This window comes from Streptomyces sp. NPDC001410 (assembly GCF_042895235.1).
In the GTDB taxonomy this organism is placed as follows: domain Bacteria; phylum Actinomycetota; class Actinomycetes; order Streptomycetales; family Streptomycetaceae; genus Streptomyces.
Map to the genome: position 1 here is coordinate 313,388 of NZ_JBIAWE010000004.1, position 25,917 is coordinate 339,304.

At 69.8% G+C, this 25,917-nt stretch carries 19 protein-coding genes; 10 read left to right on the forward strand and 9 right to left on the reverse strand.

The window, feature by feature from the left end:
* Positions 1–139 precede the first annotated feature (139 nt).
* Positions 140–1,651, reverse strand: coding sequence for a depupylase/deamidase Dop (gene dop / locus ACFY3C_RS10875; protein WP_386574704.1), 1,512 nt, complete (start codon positions 1,649–1,651; stop codon positions 140–142).
* 232 nt (positions 1,652–1,883) lie between these two features.
* Positions 1,884–3,650 (reverse strand): proteasome ATPase, encoded by a 1,767-nt coding sequence (arc, locus tag ACFY3C_RS10880; protein ID WP_386574703.1) that lies wholly within the window; start codon positions 3,648–3,650, stop codon positions 1,884–1,886.
* A 441-nt stretch (positions 3,651–4,091) separates the two neighbouring features.
* On the opposite strand from arc, the gene ACFY3C_RS10885 reads away from it, so the two are divergent.
* Positions 4,092–4,394 (forward strand): ferredoxin, encoded by a 303-nt coding sequence (locus ACFY3C_RS10885; RefSeq protein WP_390770518.1) that lies wholly within the window; start codon positions 4,092–4,094, stop codon positions 4,392–4,394.
* A gap of 24 nt (positions 4,395–4,418) precedes the next feature.
* Here ACFY3C_RS10885 and ACFY3C_RS10890 read toward each other — a convergent pair whose 3' ends face one another.
* From ACFY3C_RS10890 to ACFY3C_RS10900, 3 genes are all read right to left on the reverse strand, one after another.
* The gene (locus tag ACFY3C_RS10890) at positions 4,419–5,000 is read right to left on the reverse strand and encodes a hypothetical protein (RefSeq protein ID WP_386574701.1); all 582 of its coding nucleotides are present in this window, start codon (positions 4,998–5,000) and stop codon (positions 4,419–4,421) included.
* 236 nt (positions 5,001–5,236) lie between these two features.
* A complete protein-coding gene (locus tag ACFY3C_RS10895) occupies positions 5,237–6,139 on the reverse strand; it encodes a tRNA (adenine-N1)-methyltransferase (protein WP_386574700.1) in 903 nt (300 codons plus the stop codon).
* Positions 6,140–6,177: 38 nt separating this feature from the next.
* Positions 6,178–7,704 (reverse strand): site-2 protease family protein, encoded by a 1,527-nt coding sequence (locus tag ACFY3C_RS10900; RefSeq protein WP_390770519.1) that lies wholly within the window; start codon positions 7,702–7,704, stop codon positions 6,178–6,180.
* A gap of 176 nt (positions 7,705–7,880) precedes the next feature.
* On the opposite strand from ACFY3C_RS10900, the gene ACFY3C_RS10905 reads away from it, so the two are divergent.
* Positions 7,881–8,837, forward strand: coding sequence for a RecB family exonuclease (locus tag ACFY3C_RS10905; RefSeq protein ID WP_390770520.1), 957 nt, complete (start codon positions 7,881–7,883; stop codon positions 8,835–8,837).
* A 14-nt stretch (positions 8,838–8,851) separates the two neighbouring features.
* Positions 8,852–9,523, forward strand: coding sequence for a response regulator transcription factor (locus tag ACFY3C_RS10910; RefSeq protein ID WP_094216819.1), 672 nt, complete (start codon positions 8,852–8,854; stop codon positions 9,521–9,523).
* Positions 9,524–9,607: 84 nt separating this feature from the next.
* Here the strand turns inward: ACFY3C_RS10910 and ACFY3C_RS10915 are convergent, their stop codons facing one another.
* The 4 genes from ACFY3C_RS10915 to metH form a co-directional block, all read right to left on the reverse strand.
* A complete protein-coding gene (locus tag ACFY3C_RS10915) occupies positions 9,608–11,188 on the reverse strand; it encodes an ABC transporter substrate-binding protein (RefSeq protein ID WP_390770521.1) in 1,581 nt (526 codons plus the stop codon).
* A gap of 64 nt (positions 11,189–11,252) precedes the next feature.
* On the reverse strand, positions 11,253–12,857 hold the full coding sequence (locus tag ACFY3C_RS10920; RefSeq protein ID WP_390770522.1) for an ABC transporter substrate-binding protein: 1,605 nt from the start codon (positions 12,855–12,857) through the stop codon (positions 11,253–11,255).
* A 432-nt stretch (positions 12,858–13,289) separates the two neighbouring features.
* Positions 13,290–13,991 (reverse strand): HAD family hydrolase, encoded by a 702-nt coding sequence (locus ACFY3C_RS10925; RefSeq protein ID WP_390770523.1) that lies wholly within the window; start codon positions 13,989–13,991, stop codon positions 13,290–13,292.
* Positions 13,992–14,101: 110 nt separating this feature from the next.
* Positions 14,102–17,617: a methionine synthase gene (gene metH, locus ACFY3C_RS10930; protein WP_386574694.1), complete on the reverse strand. Its 3,516-nt coding sequence runs from the start codon at positions 17,615–17,617 to the stop codon at positions 14,102–14,104.
* 298 nt (positions 17,618–17,915) lie between these two features.
* Between metH and ACFY3C_RS10935 the strand changes: the two genes are divergently transcribed.
* The 7 genes from ACFY3C_RS10935 (at position 17,916) to ACFY3C_RS10965 (ending at position 25,853) form a co-directional block, all read left to right on the forward strand.
* Entirely contained in the window at positions 17,916–18,680 is a 765-nt protein-coding gene (locus ACFY3C_RS10935) for an IclR family transcriptional regulator (RefSeq protein ID WP_386574692.1), read from the forward strand.
* A 367-nt stretch (positions 18,681–19,047) separates the two neighbouring features.
* A complete protein-coding gene (locus ACFY3C_RS10940) occupies positions 19,048–19,842 on the forward strand; it encodes an MIP/aquaporin family protein (protein ID WP_386574691.1) in 795 nt (264 codons plus the stop codon).
* Positions 19,843–19,923: 81 nt separating this feature from the next.
* The gene (gene glpK / locus ACFY3C_RS10945; RefSeq protein ID WP_390770524.1) at positions 19,924–21,459 is read left to right on the forward strand and encodes a glycerol kinase GlpK; all 1,536 of its coding nucleotides are present in this window, start codon (positions 19,924–19,926) and stop codon (positions 21,457–21,459) included.
* 47 nt (positions 21,460–21,506) lie between these two features.
* Entirely contained in the window at positions 21,507–23,123 is a 1,617-nt protein-coding gene (locus ACFY3C_RS10950) for an FAD-dependent oxidoreductase (RefSeq protein ID WP_390770525.1), read from the forward strand.
* Between the two features lie 247 nt (positions 23,124–23,370).
* Complete coding sequence (locus tag ACFY3C_RS10955) at positions 23,371–23,823, forward strand: phospholipase (protein WP_390770526.1); 453 nt, start codon at positions 23,371–23,373, stop codon at positions 23,821–23,823.
* Positions 23,824–23,901: 78 nt separating this feature from the next.
* Positions 23,902–24,573, forward strand: coding sequence for a FadR/GntR family transcriptional regulator (locus ACFY3C_RS10960; protein ID WP_094216795.1), 672 nt, complete (start codon positions 23,902–23,904; stop codon positions 24,571–24,573).
* A 242-nt stretch (positions 24,574–24,815) separates the two neighbouring features.
* Complete coding sequence (locus ACFY3C_RS10965; protein ID WP_390770527.1) at positions 24,816–25,853, forward strand: PAC2 family protein; 1,038 nt, start codon at positions 24,816–24,818, stop codon at positions 25,851–25,853.
* Positions 25,854–25,917: the final 64 nt, after the last annotated feature.

Consider the following 25,917-nt stretch of genomic DNA (forward strand, 5'->3'; position numbering starts at 1 on the left):
GTGATGATCAGACCCTACAAGCCGGGTCCGACATCGGCCCCGCAGTTTCCACAACGTGCGGGGGCCACCTCGATGATTCCCGGGCGGCGGGATTTCCACCCTGTCCGCCCGGGCCGGTGCGCGGACCGGCCGGCCGCGCTCAGCCGCCTGACAGGACCCTGACCAGGTCTTCCGCCGTGCGGCAGCGGTCCAGCAGCTCCTTGACGTGATTTCGCGTTCCGCGAAGCGGTTCGAGGGTTGGAACGCGTTGGAGGGAGTCCCGGCCGGGCAGATCGAAGATGACCGAGTCCCAGGAGGCCGCGGCCACGTCGTCCGCGTACTGCTCCAGGCAGCGGCCGCGGAAGTATGCGCGCGTGTCCTCCGGCGGCTTGGTACGGGCCCTGTCGACCTCGGACTCGTCCAGGAGCCGCTTCATGCGCCCGCGGGCCGCCAGACGGTTGTAGAGGCCCTTCTCGGCGCGTACGTCGGCGTACTGCAGGTCGACCAGGTGCAGCCGGGCGGCGTCCCAGTCGAGGCCGTCACGGCGGCGGTAGCCCTCCATCAGCTCCCGCTTGGCGACCCAGTCCAGCTCGCCGGCCAGGCTCATCGGGTCGTTCTCCAGCCGGTTGAGCGTGTCCTCCCAGCGTGCGAGCACGTCCTTGGTCTGCTCGTCGGCGTCCGCCCCGAAGCGCTCCTCCACGTACTTGCGCGACAGCTCGAAGTACTCCATCTGCAACTGGACCGCGGTGAGTGTCCGGCCGCTGCGGAGGGTGACCAGGCGCTTGAGGGACGGGTCGTGGGAGACCTGGTGGAGCGTGCGCACGGGCTGGTCGACCGCGAGGTCGACCGCGATGAAGCCGTCCTCGATCATGGACAGGACCAGGGCGGTCGTGCCCAGTTTGAGGTAGGTGGAGATCTCGGAGAGGTTGGCGTCGCCGATGATCACGTGCAGGCGGCGGTACTTCTCCGCGTCCGCGTGGGGCTCGTCCCGGGTGTTGATGATCGGGCGCTTGAGGGTGGTCTCCAGGCCCACCTCGACCTCGAAGTAGTCCGCGCGCTGACTGAGCTGGAAGCCGTGCTCGTGCCCGTCCTGACCGATGCCGACGCGGCCCGCTCCGGCGAAGACCTGCCGGGAGACGAAGAAGGGCGTGAGGTGGCGCACGATGTCCGAGAAGGGGGTCTCCCGCTTCATCAGGTAGTTCTCGTGCGTGCCGTAGGAGGCGCCCTTGTTGTCGGTGTTGTTCTTGTAGAGGTGGATCGGCTGGGCGCCGGGCAGCTGGGCGGCCCGCTCGGCGGCCTCGGCCATGATCCGCTCGCCGGCCTTGTCCCAGAGGACGGCGTCGCGGGGATTGGTCACCTCGGGGGCGCTGTACTCGGGGTGGGCATGGTCCACGTACAGGCGCGCACCGTTGGTGAGGATCACGTTGGCGAGGCCGATGTCCTCGTCGGTGAGCTGGCTGGCGTCGGCGGCCTCCCGGGCGAGGTCGAAGCCTCGCGCGTCCCGTAGCGGATTCTCCTCCTCGAAGTCCCAGCGGGCCCGGCGGGCCCGGTGCATCGCCGCCGCGTAGGCGTTGACGATCTGGGACGAGGTGAGCATGGCATTGGCGTTCGGGTGGCCGGGGACGGAGATCCCGTACTCCGTCTCGATGCCCATTACTCGCCGTACGGTCATGCGGCCCTCCTTGCCCGGCGGCACCCTCGGTCGTGGGCGCCGCTCAAGTACCGCTGGAGCTCCGGTGCGTGTGCGGTGCCCGTCCCCGCACTGCGCGACTCGGCGGTAGGAACGAGCCTAGAACGCCTTTGCGCTGGTGGGGAGATCATTTGCGTCATTGCCTGCTCCGGTCGTGGCCAGAAAAACAGTCGGCTGCGGGTACCCGCCGAGGGCACCCGCAGCCGCCCTGCCTTTACAGGTACTGACCGGTATTCGCCACCGTGTCGATCGAGCGGCCGGTGTCCGCACCCTGCTTTCCGGTGATGAGCGTACGGATGTACACGATCCGCTCGCCCTTCTTTCCGGAGATCCGGGCCCAGTCGTCCGGGTTGGTGGTGTTGGGCAGGTCCTCGTTCTCCTTGAACTCGTCCACGCAGGCCTGGAGCAGGTGGGAGACGCGGAGACCCTTCTGGTTCTTCTCCAGGAAGTCCTTGATCGCCATCTTCTTGGCGCGGCCCACGATGTTCTCGATCATGGCGCCGGAATTGAAGTCCTTGAAGTAGAGGACTTCCTTGTCGCCATTGGCGTAGGTGACCTCCAGGAAGCGGTTCTCCTCGGATTCGGCGTACATGTGCTCGACCGCCGTCTGGATCATGCTCTGGACGGTCGTCTCCTTGCTGCCGCCGTGCTCGCCGAGGTCGTCGGCGTGCAGCGGGAGCCGCTCGGTGAGGTACTTGCCGAAGATGTCCTTCGCCGCCTCGGCGTCCGGACGCTCGATCTTGATCTTCACGTCGAGCCGGCCGGGGCGCAGGATGGCGGGGTCGATCATGTCCTCACGGTTGGAGGCACCGATCACCACCACGTTCTGCAGGCCCTCCACACCGTCGATCTCGGCGAGCAGCTGCGGGACGATGGTGTTCTCCACGTCCGAGCTGACACCGGAGCCGCGGGTGCGGAAGAGGGACTCCATCTCGTCGAAGAAGACGATCACGGGGGTGCCCTCGCTGGCCTTCTCACGCGCACGCTGGAAGACCAGGCGGATCTGCCGCTCGGTCTCGCCGACGTACTTGTTGAGCAGCTCGGGGCCCTTGATGTTGAGGAAGAAGCTCTTGCCGGCGGCCTGGCCGGTCACCTCGGCGACCTTCTTGGCCAGCGAGTTCGCGACGGCCTTGGCGATCAGCGTCTTGCCGCAGCCGGGAGGCCCGTAGAGCAGGACGCCCTTCGGCGGCCGCAGCTCGTGCTCCTTGAACAGGTCCGGGTAGAGGTACGGCAGCTCGACCGCGTCGCGGATCGCCTCGATCTGGTTGCCGAGGCCACCGATCTGCTCGTAGCCGATGTCGGGGACCTCTTCGAGGACGAGCTCCTCGACCTCGCTCTTGGGCACGACCTCGTAGACGTAGCCGGAGCGGGGCTCGAGCAGCAGGGCGTCGCCGGGACGGATGGTGACGTCCAGCAGCGGCTCCGCGAGCCGCACCACCCGCTCCTCGTCGGTGTGCCCGAGCACCAGGGCGCGCTCGCCGTCCTCGAGGATCTCCTTGAGGGTGACGATGTCCCCGACGCTCTCGTACTCCATGGCCTCGACCACGTTGAGCGCCTCGTTGAGCATGACCTCCTGGCCGCGCCTGAGGTCGTCGAGTTCGACGCTCGGGCTGACGTTCACCCGCAGTTTGCGACCGCCGGTGAAGATGTCGGCCGTGCCGTCCTCGTTGGCCTGCAGGAAGACACCGAAGCCGGCCGGCGGCTGGGCGAGCCGGTCGACCTCCTCCTTGAGGGCCACGATCTGGTCGCGGGCCTCGCGGAGCGTGTTGGCCAGTCGCTCGTTCTGCGCGGAGACGCCGGCCAGGTTGGTCTGCAGCTCGACGATCCGCTCTTCGAGAATCCTCGTGTGTCGCGGAGAGTCGGCGAGCTTGCGTCGCAGGACGGCGATCTCCTGCTCAAGGTAGGCGATCTGCCCGGCCGGGTCGTCGGACCCTCGTCCCGGGCGGATGCCGCGGTTCATGTCGTCGTCGTGGGCTGCCACGGTCCTCACCTCCTCCAAGGGGAGCTGGACGCTTCCAGACCCTACCTGGGTGGGTGACGATTGAAACCCCTAGATCACAGAGACTGTCAAGGTGTGTCGTCGGTCACCCGGTGCGCTCCCTCTCGCACGGAGGGAATACCCACTCAACGTGATTCAGAAGCGGGTTGTTCCTTGTCGGGGGCGGTCAAAACCCTTCAGGACTGGCCGGAGTTGTCCCTTCCGGGCCGGTCGGCCGGTACGCGGGCAGGCCTGCGGACGCTCCTGCGATCATCACGCAGAGCGACGATACGAACGGTGGGCGTCACCGTTGGGCCGGCCTGAAGTGCTTCTCCGTCGGCGCAAAGCAGGCGGAGGTAGGGTCGAGGTGTTCAACAGCCGCTGGAGCGGACCCGGCTGGCCTTCGTGCCTCGGGCACCGCCCGGCGAACCGAAGGCAGGAGAGATGACCGTGCAGCAGGAGGCCCCGGGCGGCGAGGCGCTGGAGGTCTGGATCGACCAGGACCTGTGTACCGGCGACGGGATCTGCGCCCAGTACGCCCCCGAGGTGTTCGAGCTGGACATCGACGGGCTGGCCTATGTGAAGGGCGCGGACGACGAGCTGCTCTTGCACAAGGGAGCCACGACCCCGGTGCCGCTGCCGCTGCTCACGGACGTCGTGGACTCGGCGAAGGAGTGCCCCGGCGAGTGCATCCACGTGCGCCGGGTTTCGGACAAGGTCGAGGTGTACGGGCCCGACTCGGAGTGAGCCGGGCCTCGGACAGGCCCTGGGTCAGACGCTGTGAGCCCCGGCCGGGGTGGAGCGGAGGAACGCGGTGCCGTTCCACCGCCACTTGGCCGGGGTTTTCACGTCGGGGCAGCAACTGGGCACGTCGGACGAGGAGTAGCCGAGCAGGGTGGCGCTGACGGCACCCGCGCGCAGGGCGAAGTCGGTGACGGTGAGGCGGTCCTTGGGGTCGACGAGCGTGGCGACCACGCGGGCCTTGCCGCCGTCCGTGCCCCGGGTGAGGACGTAGACGCCGTCGGGCGGGGTGCCCATGGGGGCGTCGCAGTGCACGACCGCGACGGTTTCCGGTCTGCCGTCGCCGTCCAGGTCGCCGGCGGCCTGCTTCACCACCAACTCCTTCACCGGTCCGCAGTCGAGGGGGAAGTCCACGCCCGTCGTGCTGGGCGGCGCGACGGCGGCGGGGGCCGACTTGGCCTCGGTGCCGGGGGCCGGTTGGGCGGCCGTGGCCGAGCCGGGCTGGACGACGGAGGACAGGGCGATCACGCCGGCGACCGCGGTGGCCGTGGCGACCCAGTGGATGGGCCCGGCGTGCGTGTGGGCGAGCTCCGGAACGGCGGATTGCTGCACTAGGAGTGTCTCCTGTGAGGGCTGTGCCGGTGGGGGGGTGGCCTGCATGGTGCCACACGTCACAGTGCGGGGGAACGGCGGGGTCGGTACGGGATTTTCGCCGGCGAAGTGCACACGCGCGCGTGGGGCCGTACACCTCCTGGTGCCGTGTCAACGCGAGGGCGCCGTGCCCGAGTTCCCCGGATCGGCCGGGAACTCGGGCACGGCGCCCTCGCGTTGTGCTCGGTGGGAGCGGGTCAGCGGCCGGAGCCGCCCTCGGCGTTGGGGCCGGCGTAGTCCTCGCCGTAGGCGCCCTTGGCGGGGCGGCGGCGGCGCATGGGCGGCTCGACGCCGTCCGCGAGGCGGCGGGCGGTGAGCAGGAAGCCGGTGTGGCCGATCATCCGGTGGTCCGGGCGGACGGCCAGGCCCTCGATGTGCCAGTTGCGGATCATCGTCTCCCAGGCGGTCGGCTCGTTGAAGCAGCCGATCTCCCGGATGGACTCGACGGTCCGGGCGAGCTGGGTGGTGGTGGCCACGTAGCAGCACAGGATGCCGCCGGGCACCAGCGCCTTGGAGACGGCCTCCAGGCACTCCCAGGGGGCGAGCATGTCGAGGATGACGCGGTCCACGTCGACGTCGGACAGGTTGTCCTGCAGGTCGCCGACGGTGAGCTGCCAGGCGGGGTGCGGGCCGCCGAAGTAGCGTTCCACGTTCTGCTGGGCGATCTCGGCGAAGTCCTCGCGGCGCTCGTAGGAGTGCAGCATGCCCTGGTCGCCGATGGCGCGCAGCAGGAAGCTGCTGAGCGAGCCGGAGCCGACACCGGCCTCCACGACGCGGGCGCCGGGGAAGATGTCGGCGAAGGCGAGGATCTGCCCCGCGTCCTTGGGGTAGACGACGGCTGCCCCGCGGGGCATGGACAGGACGTAGTCGGGGAGCAGGGGGCGCAGCGCGAGGTAGGCCACGTTGCCGGTGGTGCGGACAACGCTGCCCTCGGGAGCACCGATCAGTTCGTCGTGCGGGAAGGAGCCCTTGTGGGTGTGGAAGTTCTTCCCGGCTTCGAGCGTGAACGTGTAGTGGCGGCCCTTGGGGTCGGTCAGCTGAACCTGGTCCCCGACCTTGAAGGGCCCGCGCCTGCGGGCGGCACCGGTCGGTTCGGACATGTGACCAGCCTACCGGCACCTGAGGGAGCCGCCGACCACTAGGACGGCCTCGCCATGGCCTTCACGAAGGCGCGTTCGACGTCCGCGGCGGACAGGACGCCGTAGATCTCACCGCTCTCCTCGACCACCAGGTACTCGGTCGCCGGTGTGGCCCGCAGGACGTCCAGCAGCTCCTCCCCGGACAGCTCGGCGGAGACCCGCATGCCGTCGGTCAGCTCCTGGGCGAGGCCGCTGACTGCGACCCAGGGGCGGCGGTGCTCGGGTACGCCGACGATGGCGGCCTCGCGGACGAGGGAGAGGGGGTGACCCTCGGCGTCGACGACGACCAGGGCGCGGGCACCGGCGGCGTTGGCGCGGCGCAGGGCCTCGGAGAGCGGGGTGTCGGTCTGCACCGGTACGGCCCGCCGGGTCAGGGTGCGGGCCCGCAGCTCGGGGAGGTGCTCGCGCAGCCGGGCCATGCGCAGGCTGTTGCCGGCGCCGGTCCAGATGATCGCGGCGAGGATGGCGGCGAGCAGGGCGTCGGTGACGGTGTCCATGCCGCTGATCTCCTCGCTGCCGCCGCCGAGGGCGCCGGACTGGTTGAGCAGCGGGAGACCGACCAGGACCGAGATGGCGAGGGCGCGGCCGACCCAGGCGGCGGCGACGGTGCCGCTCATGGGCTTGCCGGTGATCTTCCAGACGACGGCGCGGAGCATGCGGCCGCCGTCCAGGGGCAGGCCGGGCAGCAGGTTGAAGGCGGCGACGATGAGGTTGGAGATCATCAGGCCGGCCAGCAGGACACCGGGGACGGTGTCGGGCTCCACCGGTTTCATCGCCAGGTAGAAGATCCCGGCGAGGACGAGCGAGAGCAGCGGCCCGACGAAGGCCAGGACGAACTCCCGGCCCGGGGTCTCGGCCTCCTTCTCGATCTCGGAGACGCCGCCGAAGAACTGGAGCTGGATGCGGCGGACCGGGAGCTTGAAGCGGATCGCGGCGACCGTGTGGGCCAGCTCGTGGACCAGCACGGAGGCGTAGAAGGCGACGGCGAAGAACAGGGACACCAGATAGCGGGCGGCGCCCAGTTCGGGCAGCACACGGTCCAGCTGGCCGCCGAAGACCCAGGTGATCAGCGCGGCGACCAGGAACCAGCTCGGCGCGACGTACACCGGCACGCCGAAGGGCCGGCCCATGAGCAGCCCGCCACCGGGTTCCTTGGCCGGCGGCTGGGGCGGCTCCCCCTTGGCGATCCCGGAGTGGGCGAGGGTCCGGTGCTCGCCGGACCCGGTGCGGGTGCCTGCGGCGGGCGCCTCTTCGCCGGCCCCGGTGTCCCCGGCGTCCCCGGCGTTCCCGGCGTTCCCGGCGTCCTTGCCGGTCGTCGGGTGCGGGGGCTCGGTCGGGGTGTCTTCGCCGGTGTCGGGATCCGGGTGGGGGTCCCGGTCCGCGGGAGGCGGGGGCGTCGGGGCGTCGTGGGGCTCCGGCCCGGGGTGGTCGGTGGTTCCGGTCGTCGGGGCCGTAGGACCTGCGGGGTGCTCGGCCGGCTCGTCGTTGCCGGACCGCGGCTGCCCGCTCCCGCCGCTCACGTCCACGCTGTCCCCTCGTTCGAAGCGTCTTCCGCACCAACCGGGCGGAAGGGTCTGGGTCGATGGTATGCGGCCGTGGTGACACGTTCCGCCCCGGCACCCCCTGTGTTTGCCCCGCTGCCGAGCGCCCGACGCGCCCGCGGCTGGGTCACTGTCAGTGCCGGGCCGTATGGTCTGGGGTCATGGACAGCAGCAGCGAGGACGCGGGGACACGGCCCGGCGCGGTCGAGGACTCAGGGACAGCCGGCTCCAGCGGTGAGGCCGCCGGGTCGGCGGGTGAGCGTGCCGCCATGGCGCCCACGTCGTTGTCCCCGTCGCGCGCCGGTGACTTCATGCAGTGTCCGCTGTTGTACCGGTTCCGGGTGATCGACCGGTTGCCGGAGAAGCCGAGCGAGGCGGCGACCCGGGGCACGCTGGTGCACGCCGTGCTGGAGCGGTTGTTCGACGCCCCCGCCGGGGAGCGGACCGCGCCGCGGGCCAAGGCGCTGATCCCGGGCCAGTGGGACCGGCTGCGGGAGAGCAGGCCCGAGGTCGGCGAGCTGTTCGCCGACGACCCCGAGGGTGAGCGGCTGGCCCGCTGGCTCGGCGAGGCCGAGCAGCTCGTGGAGCGCTGGTTCACGCTGGAGGACCCGTCCCGGCTGGAGCCCGCCGAGCGGGAGCTGTTCGTGGAGGCCGAGCTGGAGTCGGGTCTGCGGCTGCGCGGGATCATCGACCGGGTGGACGTGGCGCCCACGGGCGAGGTGCGGATCGTCGACTACAAGACGGGCAAGGCGCCGCGGCCGGAGTACGCCGAGGGCGCACTGTTCCAGATGAAGTTCTACGCGCTCGTCGTGTGGCGGCTGAAGCGGGTGGTCCCGCGCCGGCTCCAGCTCGTCTATCTCGGCAGCGGGGACGTGCTGACGTACGACCCCGTCCTCGCCGACCTGGAGCGCGTGGAGCGCAAGCTGCTCGCCCTGTGGGAGGCCATCAGGCGGGCCACGGACACCGGGGAGTGGCGGCCCCGGCCGACCAAGCTGTGCGGCTGGTGCGACCACCAGGCGCACTGCCCGGAGTTCGGCGGCACTCCCCCGCCCTATCCGCTGCCGGTGAGGGCGCCTGAGTCGGAGGCCGTGCAGCAGGGCAGAATGGGCCGGGACTAGCGAAGGAGTGTCACGTGGCCATCCGCGTCCTACTGGTCGACGACCAGCCCCTGCTGCGTACCGGTTTCCGCATGATTCTGGAGGCCGAGCAGGACATCGCGGTCGTGGGCGAGGCCGGTGACGGCCTGCAGGCCCTCGACCAGGTGCGCGCCCTGCAGCCCGATGTCGTGCTCATGGACATCCGGATGCCGCGGATGGACGGGGTGGAGGCGACCCGGCAGATCTCCGGTCCGGGTCGGGACGGCCCGGCGAAGGTGCTCGTGCTGACCACGTTCGACCTCGACGAGTACGTGGTGGAGGCGCTGCGGGCCGGGGCGAGCGGCTTCCTGCTCAAGGACGCGCCCGCCAACGAGCTGGTGCAGGCGATCCGGGTCGTGGCGGCCGGCGAGGCCATGCTGGCGCCGAGCATCACCCGCCGTCTGCTGGACAAGTACGCCACGCACCTGCCCTCCGGCGAGGAGCCCGTGCCGGACACCCTGCACACCCTCACCGACCGCGAGGTGGAGGTGCTGAAGCTGGTGGCGCGCGGGCTGTCCAACGCCGAGATCGCCGCCGACCTGTTCGTCAGCGAGACCACGGTCAAGACGCACGTCGGGCACGTCCTGACCAAGCTGGGCCTCAGGGACCGGGTGCAGGCCGCGGTGTACGCGTACGAGAGCGGCCTGGTGCGGCCCGGCGCGCAGTAGCACGTACGGGCGGTACGGAAATACGCCGAGGGCGCCCTTCCCCGCGGGGAAGGGCGCCCTTTCGCATGGCCGGGACCGGGGCCGTCAGCTCTTGCTCAGTTCCCAGAACCGGAACACCGTCGAGGCGTCCAGGCAGTACTCCAGACCGTAGACGCCGTCGCGGACGAGCGCGTACTGCTTGGCCTGCCAGACCGGCAGCACGGGCAGCTCGTCGGCGACGATGTCCTGCAGCTTCCCGAAGTCCTTGTCGGTCGCGGCGCGGTCGCTCTGCGCGGCCGTGCCGGGGATGAGGGAGCCGGTGATGGTGTTGTTGCTGTAGTTGTTGCCCAGCACGTTGCCCTTGCCGAAGAAGGGGGCCGTGAAGTTGTCGGCGTCCGGGTAGTCCGGCACCCAGCCCTTCACGTACACGCCGTACTTGCCCTGGGCGATGTCCTTCTCGTACTGGTCGAAGCCGACGGACTTGACGTCGGCCTGGAACAGTCCGCTCGCGTTGAGCTGGCCGGCGATGGCCTTCAGCTCCTCGTCGGTGGCGGGGCCGTAACGGGACGGCGTGGACCACAGGGTGAGCTTCACCTTGCCGGTGATGCCGTCGGCGCGCAGCGCGGCGGCGGCCTTCTCCTTGGAGGGGCGGGCGCCGTAGGTGTCGAAGAACGCCGTGTTGTGGCCCGCGATGCCCGCCGGGATGATCGAGTACAGCGGGGTGGCCGTGCCCTGGTAGACGTTCTTGACCAGGGCGTCGCGGTCGAGGAGGTAGGCCATGGCCTTGCGGACGCCGACCTTGCCGGCGACCGGGTCCTTCATGTTGAAGACCAGGTGCTGGACCTCGGCGCTGCTGCCCTCGATGACCTCGACGCCCTTCTTGCCGTCCTGCTGGTCGAGGTCGGCGATGTCGGTCGCGGACAGACCACGGTAGGCGATGTCGACGTCACCGCTTTCGAGGGCCGTCTTCAGGCCGGCCCGGTCGCCGTGGAAGAACTTCAGCGTGACGCCGGAGTTCTTGACCTCGGCGGTGCCCTTGTAGTGGGAGTTGACGGAGAAGACCGCCTCGTCCTTGTCGAAGGAGTCCAGCTTGTAGGGCCCGGAGCCGACGGCCTTGTCGTCGGTGCGCAGGCCGTTCGCGTCGTACTGCCGGTGGTCGACGATGGACCCGGCACCGGAGGCGATCTTGCTGGGGAAGGTGGCGTCGGGGACCTTGAGCCGGAAGACGACCGTCTTCGCGTCCGGTGCGTCGACCTTGCCGAGCATCGGGAACATGATCGCCGGGCCGGCCGAGTCGTTGATCTTCAGCATGCGGTCGAAGGAGAACTTCACGTCCTCGGAGGTGAGGTCGTCACCGTTGCTGAACGTCAGGCCGTCCTTCAGCTCGCACCTGTACACCATCGCCCGGGTGTCGGTGAAGGAGCACTGCTTCGCCGCCTCCGGCTCGGGCTCCGTGCCGCCCTTGGGGAAGCTGAGCAGCGACTGGAAGACGTTGTTGAACAACAGCCAGGAGCCGGGGTCGTAACCGGAAGCCGGATCCGTGGCGAGGACGTCGTCGGACATCCCCATCACCACGGAGGAGCCGGTACCCCCGGATGCACCGTCTTCCGTGCCGCAGCCGGTCAGCAGGCCGGAGGCCAGCCCCGCCACGATGGGAAGAACTGGCCACTGGTTGCGCATGTTCACTGTGTGCCTTGTCGTCGGTTCGTCGATCCGAGGCCCCCGTTCCGTGCCCCGGGCAAGAGAAACGTCAGCCGCTCACACCGCGGCCGAGCTCCCACAGCTGAAGCGTCGAGGAGGAGTTGAGGGCGTAGGAGACGCCCGTGATGTCGTTCCGTGCGGCGACGTACTGCTTGCCCTGCCACAGGGGCAGCACGGGGACGTCCTCGGCGACGATGTCCTGAATCTCGTTCAGGGTCTTGGTGGCGTTGAGCCGGTCGGCCTCGCGGCGGGACTCCGGGATCAGCGTGCGCTGGACCGTGCCGTTGGAGTACGGCGAGCTCAGGAAGTTGCCCTTGTCGAGGAAGGGCGCGATGAAGTTGTCGGCGTCCGGGAAGTCGGGGAACCAGCCCATGCCGTAGACGTCGTACTGGCCCTTCTTCTCGGCGGGCCGGAAGGACGCCCAGGGGTGGCCCTGGATGCTGACGTCGAACAGACCGCTGCCGCCCAGCTGCTGCTGCAGGATCTTGAACTCCTGCTTGGTGGCCGAGCCGTAGTGGTCGGTGGTGTAGTGCAGCGTCAGCTTCACCGGGGTGGTGATGCCGGCCTTGGCGAGCAGGTTCTTCGCCTTGCCGACGTTGGGGTCGCCGTACTTGTTGAAGAACGAGTTGGAGTGGCCGGCGAGGGTCGCCGGGACCAGCGAGTACAGCGGCTCGGCCTGGGTGCCGTAGACCTTGGAGACGAGTTCGCCGCGGTTGATGATCTGGGCCATGGCCTGGCGGACGGCCTTGCTCTTCACCGTCGGCGCGTCGGTGTTGAAGGCGAGGTAGCGGATCTCCAGGCCCGGCATGTCCACCAGGTCGACGTTCGAGTCGGAGCCGCTGTCCAGCTTGCTGATCTGCGCCGGGGACATGGCGCGGGTCATGACGTCGATGTCGCCCTTGTCGATCGCGGCGCCCATGGCGTCCGCGTCCTCGTAGGTGCGCAGCACGACCTCGCTGTTGTTCACCTGCACGCTGCCCTTGTAGGACGGGTTCTTGGTGAAGGTGGCGCTGACGATCGCGTTGTCCTTGACGTCGGCCTTGAAGGTGTACGGGCCGGAGCCGTCGACCTCGAAGCCGTCGCGCAGCTTGCGCCGGTCGTAGTCCTTGGGGTCGATGATGCCCGCGACCGGGGTGGACAGCTTGTACGGGAAGGTGGCGTCGGCCGTCTTGAGGTGGAAGATGACCTCGCGGTCGCCCTGGGTCTCGATCGTGTCGATGGTGTTCAGCAGGGCGGCGACACCGCTGTCGGCGTTGATGCGCAGGGCACGCTCGATGGAGTACTTGACGTCCTCCGCCGTGACCTCGTCGCCGCCCGCGAACGTCAGGCCGTCCCGCAGTTTGCAGGCGTAGCGCTCGTTGCCGCTGTCGGTGAAGGAGCAGCTCTCGGCCGCCTCCGGCACCGGGACGCCCTCGCCCTTGGGCTGGGTCATCAGGGTCTGCACCGTCTGGCGCAGGATGTTCCAGGTGCCGACGTCGTAGGCGTAGGCGGGGTCGAGGGGCGCGGGCGCATCACTCGTGACGGTGAACCGGTCCGTGGTGCCGACGACGATGGCGTTCCCGCTCTTGCTCCCGCCGGCGGATCCGCCGCACGCGGCGAGAACCGGCGTGAGCAGGCCGGCGACTGCCGGCAGCACCAAAGTCTTGCGGTTCATGCGGGACTTTCTCCAGAGCTGTACGAATCCGTGTACCCGGCATGCAGGGGTGGCTGCGGCGGATCACGGGGGTTGCTGCGATGTTCTCGCGACGAGATTAGACCGAGCCCGCAGGAGGGTTCACAGCCGCGCGAGTTGAGACCCCATCACGCAGTGAAACCGGGTGTGGACAGACCGAAAACCCGACAGTGGCAGGTTTGGTGCAGCATCCCATCAATCGGGACACAAGGGCACGTCCGACGACCCCGAACCGGGATGATCAGCACACCTGGGCAACGTTGTCGAGCCCGCCACACGTGGGGAACGTCACACATCCAACTGGGTTGGCGGTTACCGGAATTAGGCCGGGCGGCCCGCTTTGAATTCCACCCCGGTGTACTTCCCCGGAATTTTGTCCACCGCGTCCAATGGACTTTTACGCTGGGTGAACGACTAACGCATTTCCGTCATGAGGCTGCACAGAAATGCCAGGTCGACCTCTTCCAGCGAACTCACGACCGTGCGCCCGTCGGTCTGCGCGATGGGCGCCACCGAGGGCACGGCGACCACCCGGCAGCCCGCGGCCTCCGCGGACTCGACGCCGGTCGCGGTGTCCTCGATCACCGCGCAGCGGGCCGGATCGGCACCGAGCCCGGCGGCGGCGAGCAGATACGGGTCCGGGTACGGCTTGGTGCGCGACACCTCGTCGCCGGCCACGGTCAGGGCGAAGTGCTGGGGGCCGAGGGCGGCCAGCACGCGGTCGATGATGCGCCGGTGGGAGGCGGAGACCAGGGCGGTCGGGATCTCGTGCTCGTACAGCTCGGCGAGCAGCCGGCCGGCGCCCGGCATCAGCGGCAGGGAGCGGCCGATGCGGTCCTCGAACCCGTCGTTGAGCAGCGTGGTCAGCTCGGCGAGGGTGATGTCGGCGCCGGTGGCCTCGATCAGGAATCCCGCGCTGCGGGTCATGGGGCCGCCGACCACGACATGGCGCCAGGTCTCGTCCAGGGTGTGGCCCAGGGCGGCGAAGACCTCGACCTCCACGTCCCACCAGAAGCCCTCGGTGTCCACCAGGGTGCCGTCCATGTCGAGGAGCACGGCCTGCAGGGCTGAGCCTTCGGCCGTACGGGTTCCGAGCGCGGGGACCGTACTGGTCATCCTGGCGCACCTCCTTGAGGGACGACCAGGCCGGTTCCCGGACAGGGAACCGGCCTGCGGTGGACCGACCAGTGTACGACTTATCCGATCAGTGTGCTGTGCGACGCGCCTCACCGGGCGTTGAAGTACTTCGCCTCCGGGTGGTGGATCACGATCGCGTCGGTGGACTGCTCGGGGTGGAGCTGGAACTCCTCGGACAGGTGGACGCCGATCCGCTCGGGCTGGAGCAGTTCGGCGATCTTGGCGCGGTCCTCCAGGTCGGGGCAGGCGCCGTAGCCGAGGGAGAAGCGGGCGCCCCGGTACTTCAGGGCGAACATGTCCTCGATGTCGGCCGGGTCCTCGCCGGCGAAGCCGAGTTCGGAGCGGACGCGGGCGTGCCAGTACTCGGCCAGCGCCTCCGCCAACTGCACGGACAGGCCGTGCAGTTCGAGGTAGTCGCGGTAGGAGTTCGACTCGAAGAGCTTCGCCGTCTCCTCGCCGATGCGGGAGCCGACGGTGACCACCTGGAGGCCGACGACGTCCGTCTCCCCGGACTCCTCCGGGCGGAAGAAGTCGGCGAGGCACAGCCGCCGGCCGCGGCGCTGGCGCGGGAACGTGAACCGGGTGCGCTCGTTGCCCCGCTCGTCCAGGATGATCAGGTCGTCGTCCTTGGAGACGCACGGGAAGTAGCCGTAGACCACGGCCGCCTCCAGCAGGTTCTCCGTCTGGAGCCGGTCGAGCAGGCCGCGCAGGCGGGGGCGGCCCTCGGTCTCCGCCAGTTCCTCGTACGTCGGACCGTCCCCGGTGCGGGCCTGCTTCAGCCCCCACTGGCCCTTGAACAGTGCGCCCTCGTCCAGCCAGCTCGCGTACTCCTTGAGCTGGATGCCCTTGATGACGCGCGTGTCCCAGAACGGCGGGGTCGGCACCGGGTTGTCGGTGGCGACGTCGGAGCGGACGTGCCCCTCCTCGGGGCGCTCCTCGACCTGGACGGCGGCCGTCGCGCGGACCCGGCGCTGCCTCAGCTCGGGCAGCTGTGCGCCGGGCACGCCCCGCTTGACGCCGATCAGGGCGTCCATCAGGTGCAGGCCCTCGAAGGCGTCGCGGGCGTAGCGGACCTCGCCCTCGTAGATCTCGTGCAGGTCCTGCTCGACGTAGGCGCGGGTGAGGGCGGCGCCGCCGAGGATGACCGGGAAGCGGGCGGCGAGGCCGCGCTGGTTCAGCTCCTCCAGGTTCTCCTTCATGATCACCGTGGACTTCACCAGGAGGCCGGACATGCCGATGACGTCGGCCCGGTGCTCCTCGGCGGCTTCCAGGATCGCGGAGACCGGCTGCTTGATGCCCAGGTTGACGACGTTGTAGCCGTTGTTGGACAGGATGATGTCGACGAGGTTCTTGCCGATGTCGTGCACGTCGCCGCGCACGGTGGCGAGGACGATGGTGCCCTTGCCCTCGGCGTCCGACTTCTCCATGTGCGGTTCGAGGTGGGCGACGGCCGTCTTCATGACCTCGGCGGACTGGAGCACGAACGGCAGCTGCATCTGGCCGGAGCCGAAGAGTTCGCCGACGACCTTCATGCCGTCCAGGAGGGTGTCGTTGACGATGTCCAGGGCGGGCCGGTCCTGGAGGGCCTCGTCCAGGTCGGCCTCCAGGCCATTGCGTTCGCCGTCGATGATGCGGCGCTTGAGGCGCTCCTCCAGCGGGAGGGCGGCCAGCTCCTCGGCCTTGCCGGCCTTCAGGGACTTGGTGGTGGCGCCCTCGAACAGGGCCATGAGCTTCTGCAGCGGGTCGTAGCCCTCGCTGCGGCGGTCGTAGATGAGGTCGAGGGCGGTGTTGACCTGCTCCTCGTCGAAGCGGGCGATCGGCAGGATCTTGGAGGCGTGCACGATCGCCGAGTCCAGGCCCGCCTTGACGCACTCGTCCAGGAAGACGGAGTTCAGCAGGATGCGGGCGGCCGGGTTGAGGCCGAAGGAGATGTTCGACAGGCCCAGCGTGGTCTGTACCGCCGGGTGCCGCCTCTTCAGCTCGCGGATCGCCTCGATGGTGGCGATGCCGTCCTTGCGGGACTCCTCCTGGCCGGTGCAGATGGTGAAGGTCAGGGTGTCGACGAGGATGTCCTCCTCGCGGATGCCCCAGTTCCCGCTGAGGTCGTCGATCAGCCGCTCGGCGATCTCGACCTTCTTCTCGGGGGTGCGGGCCTGGCCCTCCTCGTCGATGGTCAGCGCGATCAGGGCGGCGCCGTGCTCCTGGGCCAGCCGGGTGACCTTGGCGAAGCGGGAGTCGGGGCCGTCGCCGTCCTCGTAGTTGACCGAGTTGATCACCGCGCGGCCGCCGAGCCTCTCCAGGCCCGCCTGGATGACGTCGACCTCGGTGGAGTCGAGGACGATCGGCAGGGTGGACGCGGTGGCGAAGCGGCCGGCCAGTTCCTCCATGTCGGCGACGCCGTCGCGGCCGACGTAGTCCACGCACAGGTCGAGCATGTGCGCGCCCTCGCGGATCTGCTCGCGCGCCATCTCCACGCAGTCGTCCCAGCGGGCGCCCAGCATGGCCTCGCGGAACTTCTTGGAGCCGTTGGCGTTGGTGCGCTCGCCGATGGCCAGGTAGGAGGTGTCCTGGCGGAACGGCACGGTCTGGTAGAGGGAGGCGGCGCCGGGCTCGGGCTGCGGCTGCCGCTCGGGCGGGGTGAGGCCCCGGACGCGCTCCACGACCTGGCGCAGGTGCTCCGGGGTGGTGCCGCAGCAGCCGCCGACCAGCGAAAGGCCGTACTCGCGGACGAAGGTCTCCTGGGCGTCGGCCAGCTCCGGCGCGGTCAGCGGGTAGTGGGCGCCGTCCTTGCCGAGGACCGGCAGGCCCGCGTTGGGCATGCAGGACAGCGGGATACGGGCGTTGCGGGCGAGGTAGCGCAGGTGCTCGCTCATCTCGGCCGGGCCGGTGGCGCAGTTCAGGCCGATCATGTCGATGCCGAGCGGCTCCAGCGCGGTGAGGGCCGCGCCGATCTCGGAGCCGAGCAGCATGGTGCCGGTGGTCTCGACGGTGACGGACACGATCACCGGCACGTCCAGGCCGAGGGCGGTGAGGCCCCGGCGGGCGCCGAGGACGGCGGCCTTGGTCTGCAGCAGGTCCTGGGTGGTCTCCACGAGCAGGGCGTCGGCGCCGCCGGTGACCAGGCCCTCGGCGTTGCGCTGATAGGCGTCGCGCAGGGTGGTGTAGGGGGCGTGGCCGAGGGTGGGCAGCTTGGTGCCGGGGCCGATGGAGCCGAGGACCCAGCGGGGCCGGCCGTCCTTGGCGGTGAACTCGTCGGCGACCTCGCGGGCCACGCGGGCGCCGGCCTCGGACAGCTCGTGGACGCGGCCCGGGATGTCGTACTCGGCGAGCGCGGAGTGGTTGGCACCGAAGGTGTTGGTCTCGACGCAGTCGACGCCCACGGCGAAGTACGCCTCGTGGACGGAGCGGACGATGTCGGGGCGGGTGAGGTTGAGAATCTCGTTGCAGCCCTCGAGGTCCTGGAAGTCCTCGAGCGTCGGTTCCTGGGCCTGGAGCATCGTGCCCATGGCTCCGTCGGCGACCACCACACGGGTGGCGAGTGCCTCTCGGAGCGCGGACGCACGAGTCCGGCTGTCGGCGGAAGGGGTCGTTGGCAACGAGGCCATGAAGGGGCTCCCTGGGGTGCGACGGCTGTCGGCTATGCGCCTTCCCCGGACATTGCCGGGCAAGGGCACGGCGTCAGAGTAACCGGCAGTGGGCTTGGATGGGCAGCGGCGTCCACGAGGCGGACTCCAGTGGTGGACCCTGGATGGCCGCGGCGCCACTCGCAGGCCACAAGAGATGTAACAGGTGTCGGTCGACCATTAGCGGGAGGCCGTCATGGACCGGTAGTGTTCGACATTGCCGAACGGTGTCTTCGATGCTGTTCGGGAATGGCCGAAGAGGACGGAGGGCAGGACGGCGATGGCACGGAACATCCAGTCGCTCGAACGGGCGGCCGCGATGCTGCGGCTGCTCGCGGGCGGCGAACGACGGCTCGGTCTGTCGGACATCGCCTCGTCGCTGGGCCTCGCCAAGGGCACCGCCCACGGCATCCTGCGCACCCTCCAGCAGGAGGGCTTCGTCGAACAGGACGACGCCTCCGGGCGCTACCAACTGGGCGCCGAGCTGCTGCGCCTGGGCACCACCTATCTCGACGTGCACGAGCTGCGGGCGCGCGCCCTGGTGTGGACCGACGACCTGGCCCGGGCCAGCGGGGAGAGCGTGTACCTGGGCGTCCTGCACCAGCAGGGCGTACTGATCGTGCACCACGTCTTCCGGCCCGACGACAGCCGGCAGGTGCTGGAGATAGGGGCCATGCAGCCGCTGCACTCCACGGCGCTGGGCAAGGTGCTGTCGGCGTACGACCCGGTGGCGCACAGCGAGGCCATGGAGGCCGACCGCAAACCCTTCACCGACCGCACGGTGTGCGAGCAGGCGGACTTCGAGCACATCCTCGACATCACGCGCGCGCGTGGGTACGCGGCGGACGTGGAGGAGACCTGGGAGGGCGTGGCCTCGGTCGCCGCGCCCATCCACGACCGGCGCCGGATGCCCGTGGGCGCCGTCGGCATCACGGGCGCCGTGGAACGGCTGGGCCGGGACGGCGAACTACGCCCCGAACTGATCGCGGCGGTACGGGACTGCGCCCGCGCGGTCTCCCGCGACCTGGGCGCGGGACGGTTCTGAGCAGCCGGGCGATGTGCCGCTGACCAGCGGATGACCCACCGGGGGACGACCGGGACGCTAGGCGGCGTTCCGGTTCTCGCCATACCCTGAAGTGGACATATGGGGCGAGAAGGTACGTCAGTGTACGAAGAGCGATAACCGGCAGCGATCAATAACGATCCTGTTTTCGATAACAGAACCCTTGACGCATGCGTAACGCCGAAGCAAGACTCCCGTCCATCGGTCGGCATTGTCGAACACCTACCGGCAATACGCGCTAGAGTGTGACAACGCCAAGGACCGGAATCGCTCTCACCCCCGAGGGCGCCAGAACCCCCGGCGGGACCCGGGGTTCGGCTTCCCTGGACGAAGGACAAAGGAGTCGCGGGTGTCCAGCTCCGACATCTTCATCGGCGAGACCATCGGTACCGCCATACTCATCCTGCTCGGTGGCGGCGTCTGCGCCGCCGTGACGCTGAAGGCCTCCAAGGCCCGTAACGCCGGTTGGCTCGCCATCACCTTCGGGTGGGGTTTCGCCGTACTGACGGCCGTTTACACCTCGGCGCCGCTCTCCGGCGCCCACCTGAATCCGGCCGTGACGCTCGCGCTCGCGATCAAGGACAAGGACTTCAGCAACCTGCCCGTCTACTGGGGCGGCCAGCTGCTCGGCGCCATGATCGGTGCCACCCTGGTCTGGGTCGCCTACTACGGCCAGTTCCACGCGCACCTCACCGACAAGGAGATCGTCGGCGGTCCGGGTGCGCAGGCCACGGCGGCCAAGGCCGTCGAGGCGCAGGAGACGGGCGCCGGCCCGGTCCTGGGCGTCTTCTCCACCGGTCCCGAGATCCGGAACGCGGTGCAGAACCTCCTCACCGAGATCATCGGCACCGTGGTGCTGGTGCTCGCCGTCCTCACACAGGGCCTGAACGACAAGGGCAACGGCCTCGGCACCCTGGGTGCCCTGATCACCGCCTTCGTGGTCGTCGGCATCGGCCTCTCGCTCGGCGGTCCGACCGGCTACGCGATCAACCCGGCCCGTGACCTCGGCCCGCGCATCGTGCACGCCCTCCTGCCCCTGCCCAACAAGGGCGGCTCCGACTGGAGCTACGCCTGGATCCCGGTGGTCGGTCCGCTGATCGGCGCCGCCATCGCTGCAGGCATCTACAACGTCGCCTTTGCTTAAGAAGAACCGAGAGAAGAACCGAGTCTTCCAGCACGCGCCGTACGTACAGCCCCATCACCACGGATCTTTCAGGAGCACACAGTGACCGACGCCCACACCGGCCCGTTCATCGCGGCCATCGACCAGGGCACGACTTCCTCGCGCTGCATCGTCTTCGACAAGGACGGCCGTATCGTCTCGGTCGACCAGAAGGAGCACGAGCAGATCTTCCCGAAGCCGGGCTGGGTCGAGCACAACGCCAACGAGATCTGGACCAACGTCCAGGAGGTCGTCGCCGGAGCCATCCAGAAGGCCGGCATCACCCGCGACGACATCAAGGCCATCGGCATCACCAACCAGCGCGAGACCACCGTGCTGTGGGACAAGAACACCGGTGAGCCCGTCCACAACGCCCTGGTCTGGCAGGACACCCGCACCGACGCCCTCTGCAGGGAGCTGGGCCGCAACGTCGGCCAGGACCGCTTCCGCCGCGAGACCGGTCTCCCGCTCGCGTCGTACTTCTCCGGTCCCAAGGCCCGCTGGCTGCTCGACAACGTCGACGGCCTGCGGGAGCGCGCCGAGGCGGGCGACATCCTCTTCGGCACCATGGACACCTGGGTCATCTGGAACCTGACCGGCGGTGCCAACGGCGGCCACCACGTCACCGACGTGACCAACGCCTCCCGCACCATGCTGATGAACCTGCACACCATGCAGTGGGACGAGAAGATCGCCGAGTCCATCGGCGTGCCGCTGCAGATCCTGCCGGAGATCCGTTCCTCCGCCGAGGTCTACGGCGAGGTCACCGGCGGCAAGCTCGGCGACCTGCTCGGCGGCATCCCGGTCGCGTCCGCGCTCGGCGACCAGCAGGCGGCCCTGTTCGGCCAGACCTGCTTCTCCGAGGGCGAGACCAAGTCCACCTACGGCACCGGCACCTTCATGGTGATGAACACCGGTGACAAGATCATCAACTCCTACGCGGGCCTGCTGACCACGGTCGGCTACAAGATCGGCGACCAGCCGACCGTGTACGCCCTGGAGGGCTCGATCGCCGTCACCGGCTCCCTGGTGCAGTGGATGCGCGACCAGATGGGCCTGATCTCCACCGCCGCCGAGATCGAGACGCTCGCGCTCTCGGTCGAGGACAACGGCGGCGCCTACTTCGTACCGGCCTTCTCCGGCCTGTTCGCCCCGCACTGGCGCTCCGACGCCCGCGGTGTGATCGCCGGCCTGACCCGGTACGTCACCAAGGCGCACCTCGCCCGCGCGGTCCTGGAGGCGACCGCCTGGCAGACCCGGGAGATCGCCGACGCGATGGTCAAGGACTCCGGCGACGAGCTGGTGGCCCTGAAGGTCGACGGCGGCATGACCTCCAACAACCTGCTGATGCAGACCCTCGCCGACGTTCTGGACGCACCGGTGGTGCGCCCGATGGTCGCCGAGACCACCTGCCTCGGCGCCGCCTACGCCGCCGGCCTGGCCGTCGGCTTCTGGTCCAGCACCGACGAACTGCGCGCCAACTGGCGCCGGGCCGCCGAGTGGACCCCCCAGATGGACGCGGACACCCGCGACCGTGAGTACAAGAGCTGGCTCAAGGCCGTCGACCGGACCATGGGCTGGATCGAGGACGAGGACTGAGCCGCTCAGACAGCTCAGCCAGATCTGACGAGGAGTAAGAACCCGACATGACCAGTCAGTCCACCCTGAAGTCCGTGCCTGCCCTGGGGACGCACCCGGCCTCGGGCTCCAACCCGAGCCGGGCCGAGACCAGGGAGCAGCTCTCCAAGGCGTCGTACGACCTTCTTGTGATCGGCGGCGGCATCCTGGGCATCTCCACCGCCTGGCACGCCGCGCAGTCCGGGCTCAGGGTGGCGCTGGTCGACGCCGGCGACTTCGCCGGTGCCACCTCCTCCGCCTCCTCCAAGCTGCTCCACGGCGGTCTGCGCTACCTGCAGACCGGCGCGGTGAAGCTGGTGGCGGAGAACCACTTCGAGCGCCGTGCGGTCTCCCGCCAGGTGGCCCCTCACCTGGCGAACCCGCTCACCTTCTACCTCCCCGTGTACAAGGGCGGGCCGCACGGCGCGGCGAAGCTCGGCGCGGGCGTCTTCGCCTACTCCGCGCTCTCCGCGTTCGGGGACGGCGTCGGCCACCTGCTCTCCCCCGCCAAGGCGGCGCAGGACGTGCCCGAGCTGCGCACCGAGAACCTCAAGGCCGTGGCCGTGTACGGCGACGACCAGATGAACGACGCGCGCATGGCGCTGATGACGGTCCGCGCGGCCGTCGAGGCGGGCGCGGTCGTCCTCAACCACGCCGAGGTCACCGGCCTGCGTTTCACCAAGGGCCGGGTCACCGGCGCCGACCTCCGGGACCGCATATCCGGCGAGGAGTTCGGAGTCAACGCCCGCCTGGTGCTGAACGCGACCGGCCCCTGGGTCGACCACCTGCGCCGGATGGAGGACCCGAACGCGGCCCCGTCCATCCGCCTGTCCAAGGGCGCGCACCTGGTCCTGAAGCGCACGTCCCCCTGGAAGGCCGCGCTCGCCACCCCCATCGACAAGTACCGCATCACCTTCGCCCTCCCCTGGGAGGACATGCTGCTGCTCGGCACCACCGACGAGGAGTACGAGGGCGACCCGGCGGACGTCGCGGTCAACGAGAAGGACATCGCCCAGATCCTGGACGAGGCCGCGTTCTCCGTCCGGGACCAGCAGCTGCAGCGCGACCTGATCACCTACGCCTTCGCCGGCCTGCGCGTGCTGCCGGGCGGCCCCGGTGACACCGCCAAGGCCAAGCGCGAGACCGTCGTCACCGAGGGCAAGGCCGGCATGCTGTCGGTCGCCGGCGGCAAGTGGACGACCTTCCGCCACATCGGCCGCACGGTGATGCAGAAGCTGGAGGAGCTGCCGGGCCACCCGCTCGGCGACGACTTCGAGCCGATCTCCTCACTGCCGAAGAAGCTCCCGCTGCCCGGTGTCGCCAACCCGCGCGCGGTCGCCCACCGCCTCCTGGTGGACCACCCGGCGCCCGGCCCGCGCATGGCCGCCGACACCGCCAAGCACCTCGCCACCCACTACGGTTCGCTGGCCTTCGACATCGCCCGGCTGGCGAACGAGAGCCCGGAGCTGGCCGAGCGCGTCCACCCGGACGCCCCGGAGATCTGGGCGCAGGTCGTGTGGGCCCGCGACCACGAGTGGGCCGAGACGGCGGACGACGTGCTGCGCCGCCGCACCACGCTGACCATCCGTGGCCTGGCCACGGACGAGGTCCGCGACAAGGTCCAGGGCCTGCTCGACAAGAAGTAGGCCCCGGCCGGCCCCTCCCCCTGACCGGGGCCGGAACGGATGAGGGACGGCTCCTCCCGCACGAGGAGCCGTAGCGACGAGAGGGGCGGCTCCGCGCCGACGGAGCCGCCCCTCTCGCATGCGCGCATTGCGCCCCGGAGCAGTGAAACCGCGCTCTTGTGGCGGTAAAGGCGGGCTATAGCCGCCACCTCCATGGTCATGAACCGCGATCCGACGGACGGATCGCGGTTCTTCATGGAGGTGTGGGATGCACCGCAGACTCGCCACCGGCCTCGCCGCCTCGGCCCTGGCCCTCATCACCGTCACGACCACCGCCACCGCGGCCACCGCGGCTCCGGCCGACAAGCCCCAGGTGCTCACCAATTTCACCCAGACCACCTCGTCCAGCTACAACGCCTGGGCCGCGGCGCGCGCCAACCAGTCGGGCTGGTCCGCCTACGGGTTCGACTGGTCGACCGACTACTGCTCCGACTCGCCGGACAACCCGTTCGGCTTCCCCTTCGCCATGTCCTGCGCCCGGCACGACTTCGGCTACCGCAACTACAAGGCGGCCGGCACCTTCAGCACCAACAAGGCCCGCCTCGACAGCGCCCTGTACGAGGACCTCAAGCGCGTGTGCGCCAACTACGGCGGTGCCACGAAGACCGCCTGCACCAGCACCGCGTGGACGTACTACCAGGCCGTGAAGGCCTTCGGCTGACAGTCCTCGCCGACCCTCTCCCCGGTGCCTCCATAATGTGCTGAGACATCCGATGTCTGAGCCACTGGGAGGCCGGTCATGGCAGTCACCGACGAGGCGATCGAGAAGATCAAGGACATGATCGTCTCCGGTGCCCTGCGCCCTGGCGACCGGCTGCCCAAGGAGAGCGAACTCGCCGCCGACCTCGGCCTGTCCCGCAACTCGCTGCGGGAGGCCGTACGGGCCCTGTCGCTGATCCGGATCCTGGACGTGCGACAGGGCGACGGCACCTATGTCACCAGCCTCGATCCGCAGTTGCTGCTGGAGGCGATGAGCTTCGTCGTGGACTTCCACCGTGACGACACGGTGCTGGAGTTCCTGGCCGTGCGCCGGATCCTGGAGCCGGCCGCGACCGCGATGGCCGCCTCGCGGATCAGCGAGCAGCAACTGGACGCACTGTCGGCCCAGTTGGACGCGCTCGGCGCCGAGCCCTCGGTGGAGGAGCTGGTCGCCTGCGACCTGGAGTTCCACCGGGGCATCGTGCAGAGCGCGGGCAATTCGGTGCTGTGCTCGCTGCTTGACGGCCTGTCGGGTCCCACCACCCGGGCCCGGATCTGGCGGGGGCTCACCCAGGAGGACGCGGTCAGCCGCACCCTGCGCGAACACCGGGCGATCCTCGCCGCACTGCGCGACCGGGACGCGGAGGCGGCCCGCTCCTGGGCCACCGTGCACATCGCGAGCGTGGAGCAGTGGTTGCGGTCCACGCTGTGAGTTCGGCCAGGGGGCGCCGTCGGGGTGCCGATCGTCTTGTCGGTGCGGGCTCGTTGTGGCTGGTCGCGCAGTTCCCCGCGCCCCTTGGGTCGGCCCACTTGCCCGAGTAGAGCGCTGGGGTGTTCCGAGGTGGCGAACGGGGCAGTGATCCGTGCATCCCCCGGCCCGGGGGCTGCGGACGCCCCCGCCGGACGCCGTAAGGTTGGGACGTCAGGCGAGGGCACGTTGGAAGGAGGCACTGGGTGATCGAGCTGGAGGGGGTTCCCGAGCTGATCGACCCAGTCATGGTGGCCGCGTTCGAGGGCTGGAACGATGCCGGCGACGCCGCCTCCACGGCGGTCGCGCATCTGGAACGCGAGTGGAAGGGCGAGGTGTTCGCGGCGCTCGACGCCGAGGACTACTACGACTTCCAGGTGAACCGCCCCACGGTGTTCATGGACGGCGGAGTGCGCAAGATCACGTGGCCGACGACCAGGTTGTCGGTGGTCCGGGTCGGCGGCGAGAAACCGCGCGACCTGGTGCTGGTCCGCGGCATCGAACCGTCCATGCGCTGGCGCTCGTTCTGCAACGAGCTGCTCGGCTTCGCGCACGAGCTGGGTGTGGAGCTGGTGGTCGTCCTGGGCGCTCTGCTCGGTGACACCCCGCACACGCGTCCGGTCCCGGTCAGCGGCGTCACGTCCGACCCGGACCTGGCCCGCCGCATGGACCTGGAGGAGACCAAGTACGAGGGCCCGACGGGCATCGTCGGTGTGCTGCAGGAGGCGTGCACGCACGCGGGCGTCCCGGCGGTGTCGCTGTGGGCGGCCGTACCGCACTACGTCTCCCAGCCGCCCAACCCGAAGGCCACGCTGGCGCTGCTGAACCGGCTGGAGGACCTGCTCGACCTGCGCATCCCGCAGGGCGAGCTGCCCGAGGACGCGCGCGCCTGGCAGGTGGGCGTGGACCAGCTGGCGGCCGAGGACAGCGAGGTCGCCGAGTACGTCCAGACGCTGGAGGAGGCCCGGGACACCGCCGAGTTGCCGGAGGCCTCCGGCGAGGCGATCGCCCGCGAGTTCGAGCGGTATCTGCGGCGCCGGGACGTGAGCCCGCCGGGCGGGCACGCCACGGCGGACGGCGGGGACGCCTCGTACCTGCGGGACAGCCCCGGCGGCAAGGCCCGGCCGCCCCGTCCGCCGAGGCCGGGAGCCTCCGGGACCGCGGAGGGCTCCTCGGAGGGCTCTGCCGACGGTCCCGCCGAGGGTTCGTCCGAGGGCGGCGACGAGGACACGCCGGAGGACTGAGCCGACGGATCGGGACGACGAAAGAGGGGCGGTTCCCTTGCCGGAACCGCCCCTTCGCCGTACC

Coding starts and splice junctions, on each gene's coding strand:
- ACFY3C_RS10950 (WP_390770525.1), top strand. CDS start 21,507: ATGACCAGTCAGTCCACCCTGAAGTCCGTGCCTGCCCTGGGGACGCAC.
- ACFY3C_RS10920 (WP_390770522.1), bottom strand. CDS start 12,857: ATGAACCGCAAGACTTTGGTGCTGCCGGCAGTCGCCGGCCTGCTCACG.
- ACFY3C_RS10960 (WP_094216795.1), top strand. CDS start 23,902: ATGGCAGTCACCGACGAGGCGATCGAGAAGATCAAGGACATGATCGTC.
- ACFY3C_RS10895 (WP_386574700.1), bottom strand. CDS start 6,139: ATGTCCGAACCGACCGGTGCCGCCCGCAGGCGCGGGCCCTTCAAGGTC.
- dop (WP_386574704.1), bottom strand. CDS start 1,651: ATGACCGTACGGCGAGTAATGGGCATCGAGACGGAGTACGGGATCTCC.
- ACFY3C_RS10955 (WP_390770526.1), top strand. CDS start 23,371: ATGCACCGCAGACTCGCCACCGGCCTCGCCGCCTCGGCCCTGGCCCTC.
- metH (WP_386574694.1), bottom strand. CDS start 17,617: ATGGCCTCGTTGCCAACGACCCCTTCCGCCGACAGCCGGACTCGTGCG.
- ACFY3C_RS10885 (WP_390770518.1), top strand. CDS start 4,092: ATGACCGTGCAGCAGGAGGCCCCGGGCGGCGAGGCGCTGGAGGTCTGG.
- ACFY3C_RS10905 (WP_390770520.1), top strand. CDS start 7,881: ATGGACAGCAGCAGCGAGGACGCGGGGACACGGCCCGGCGCGGTCGAG.
- ACFY3C_RS10925 (WP_390770523.1), bottom strand. CDS start 13,991: ATGACCAGTACGGTCCCCGCGCTCGGAACCCGTACGGCCGAAGGCTCA.
- ACFY3C_RS10935 (WP_386574692.1), top strand. CDS start 17,916: ATGGCACGGAACATCCAGTCGCTCGAACGGGCGGCCGCGATGCTGCGG.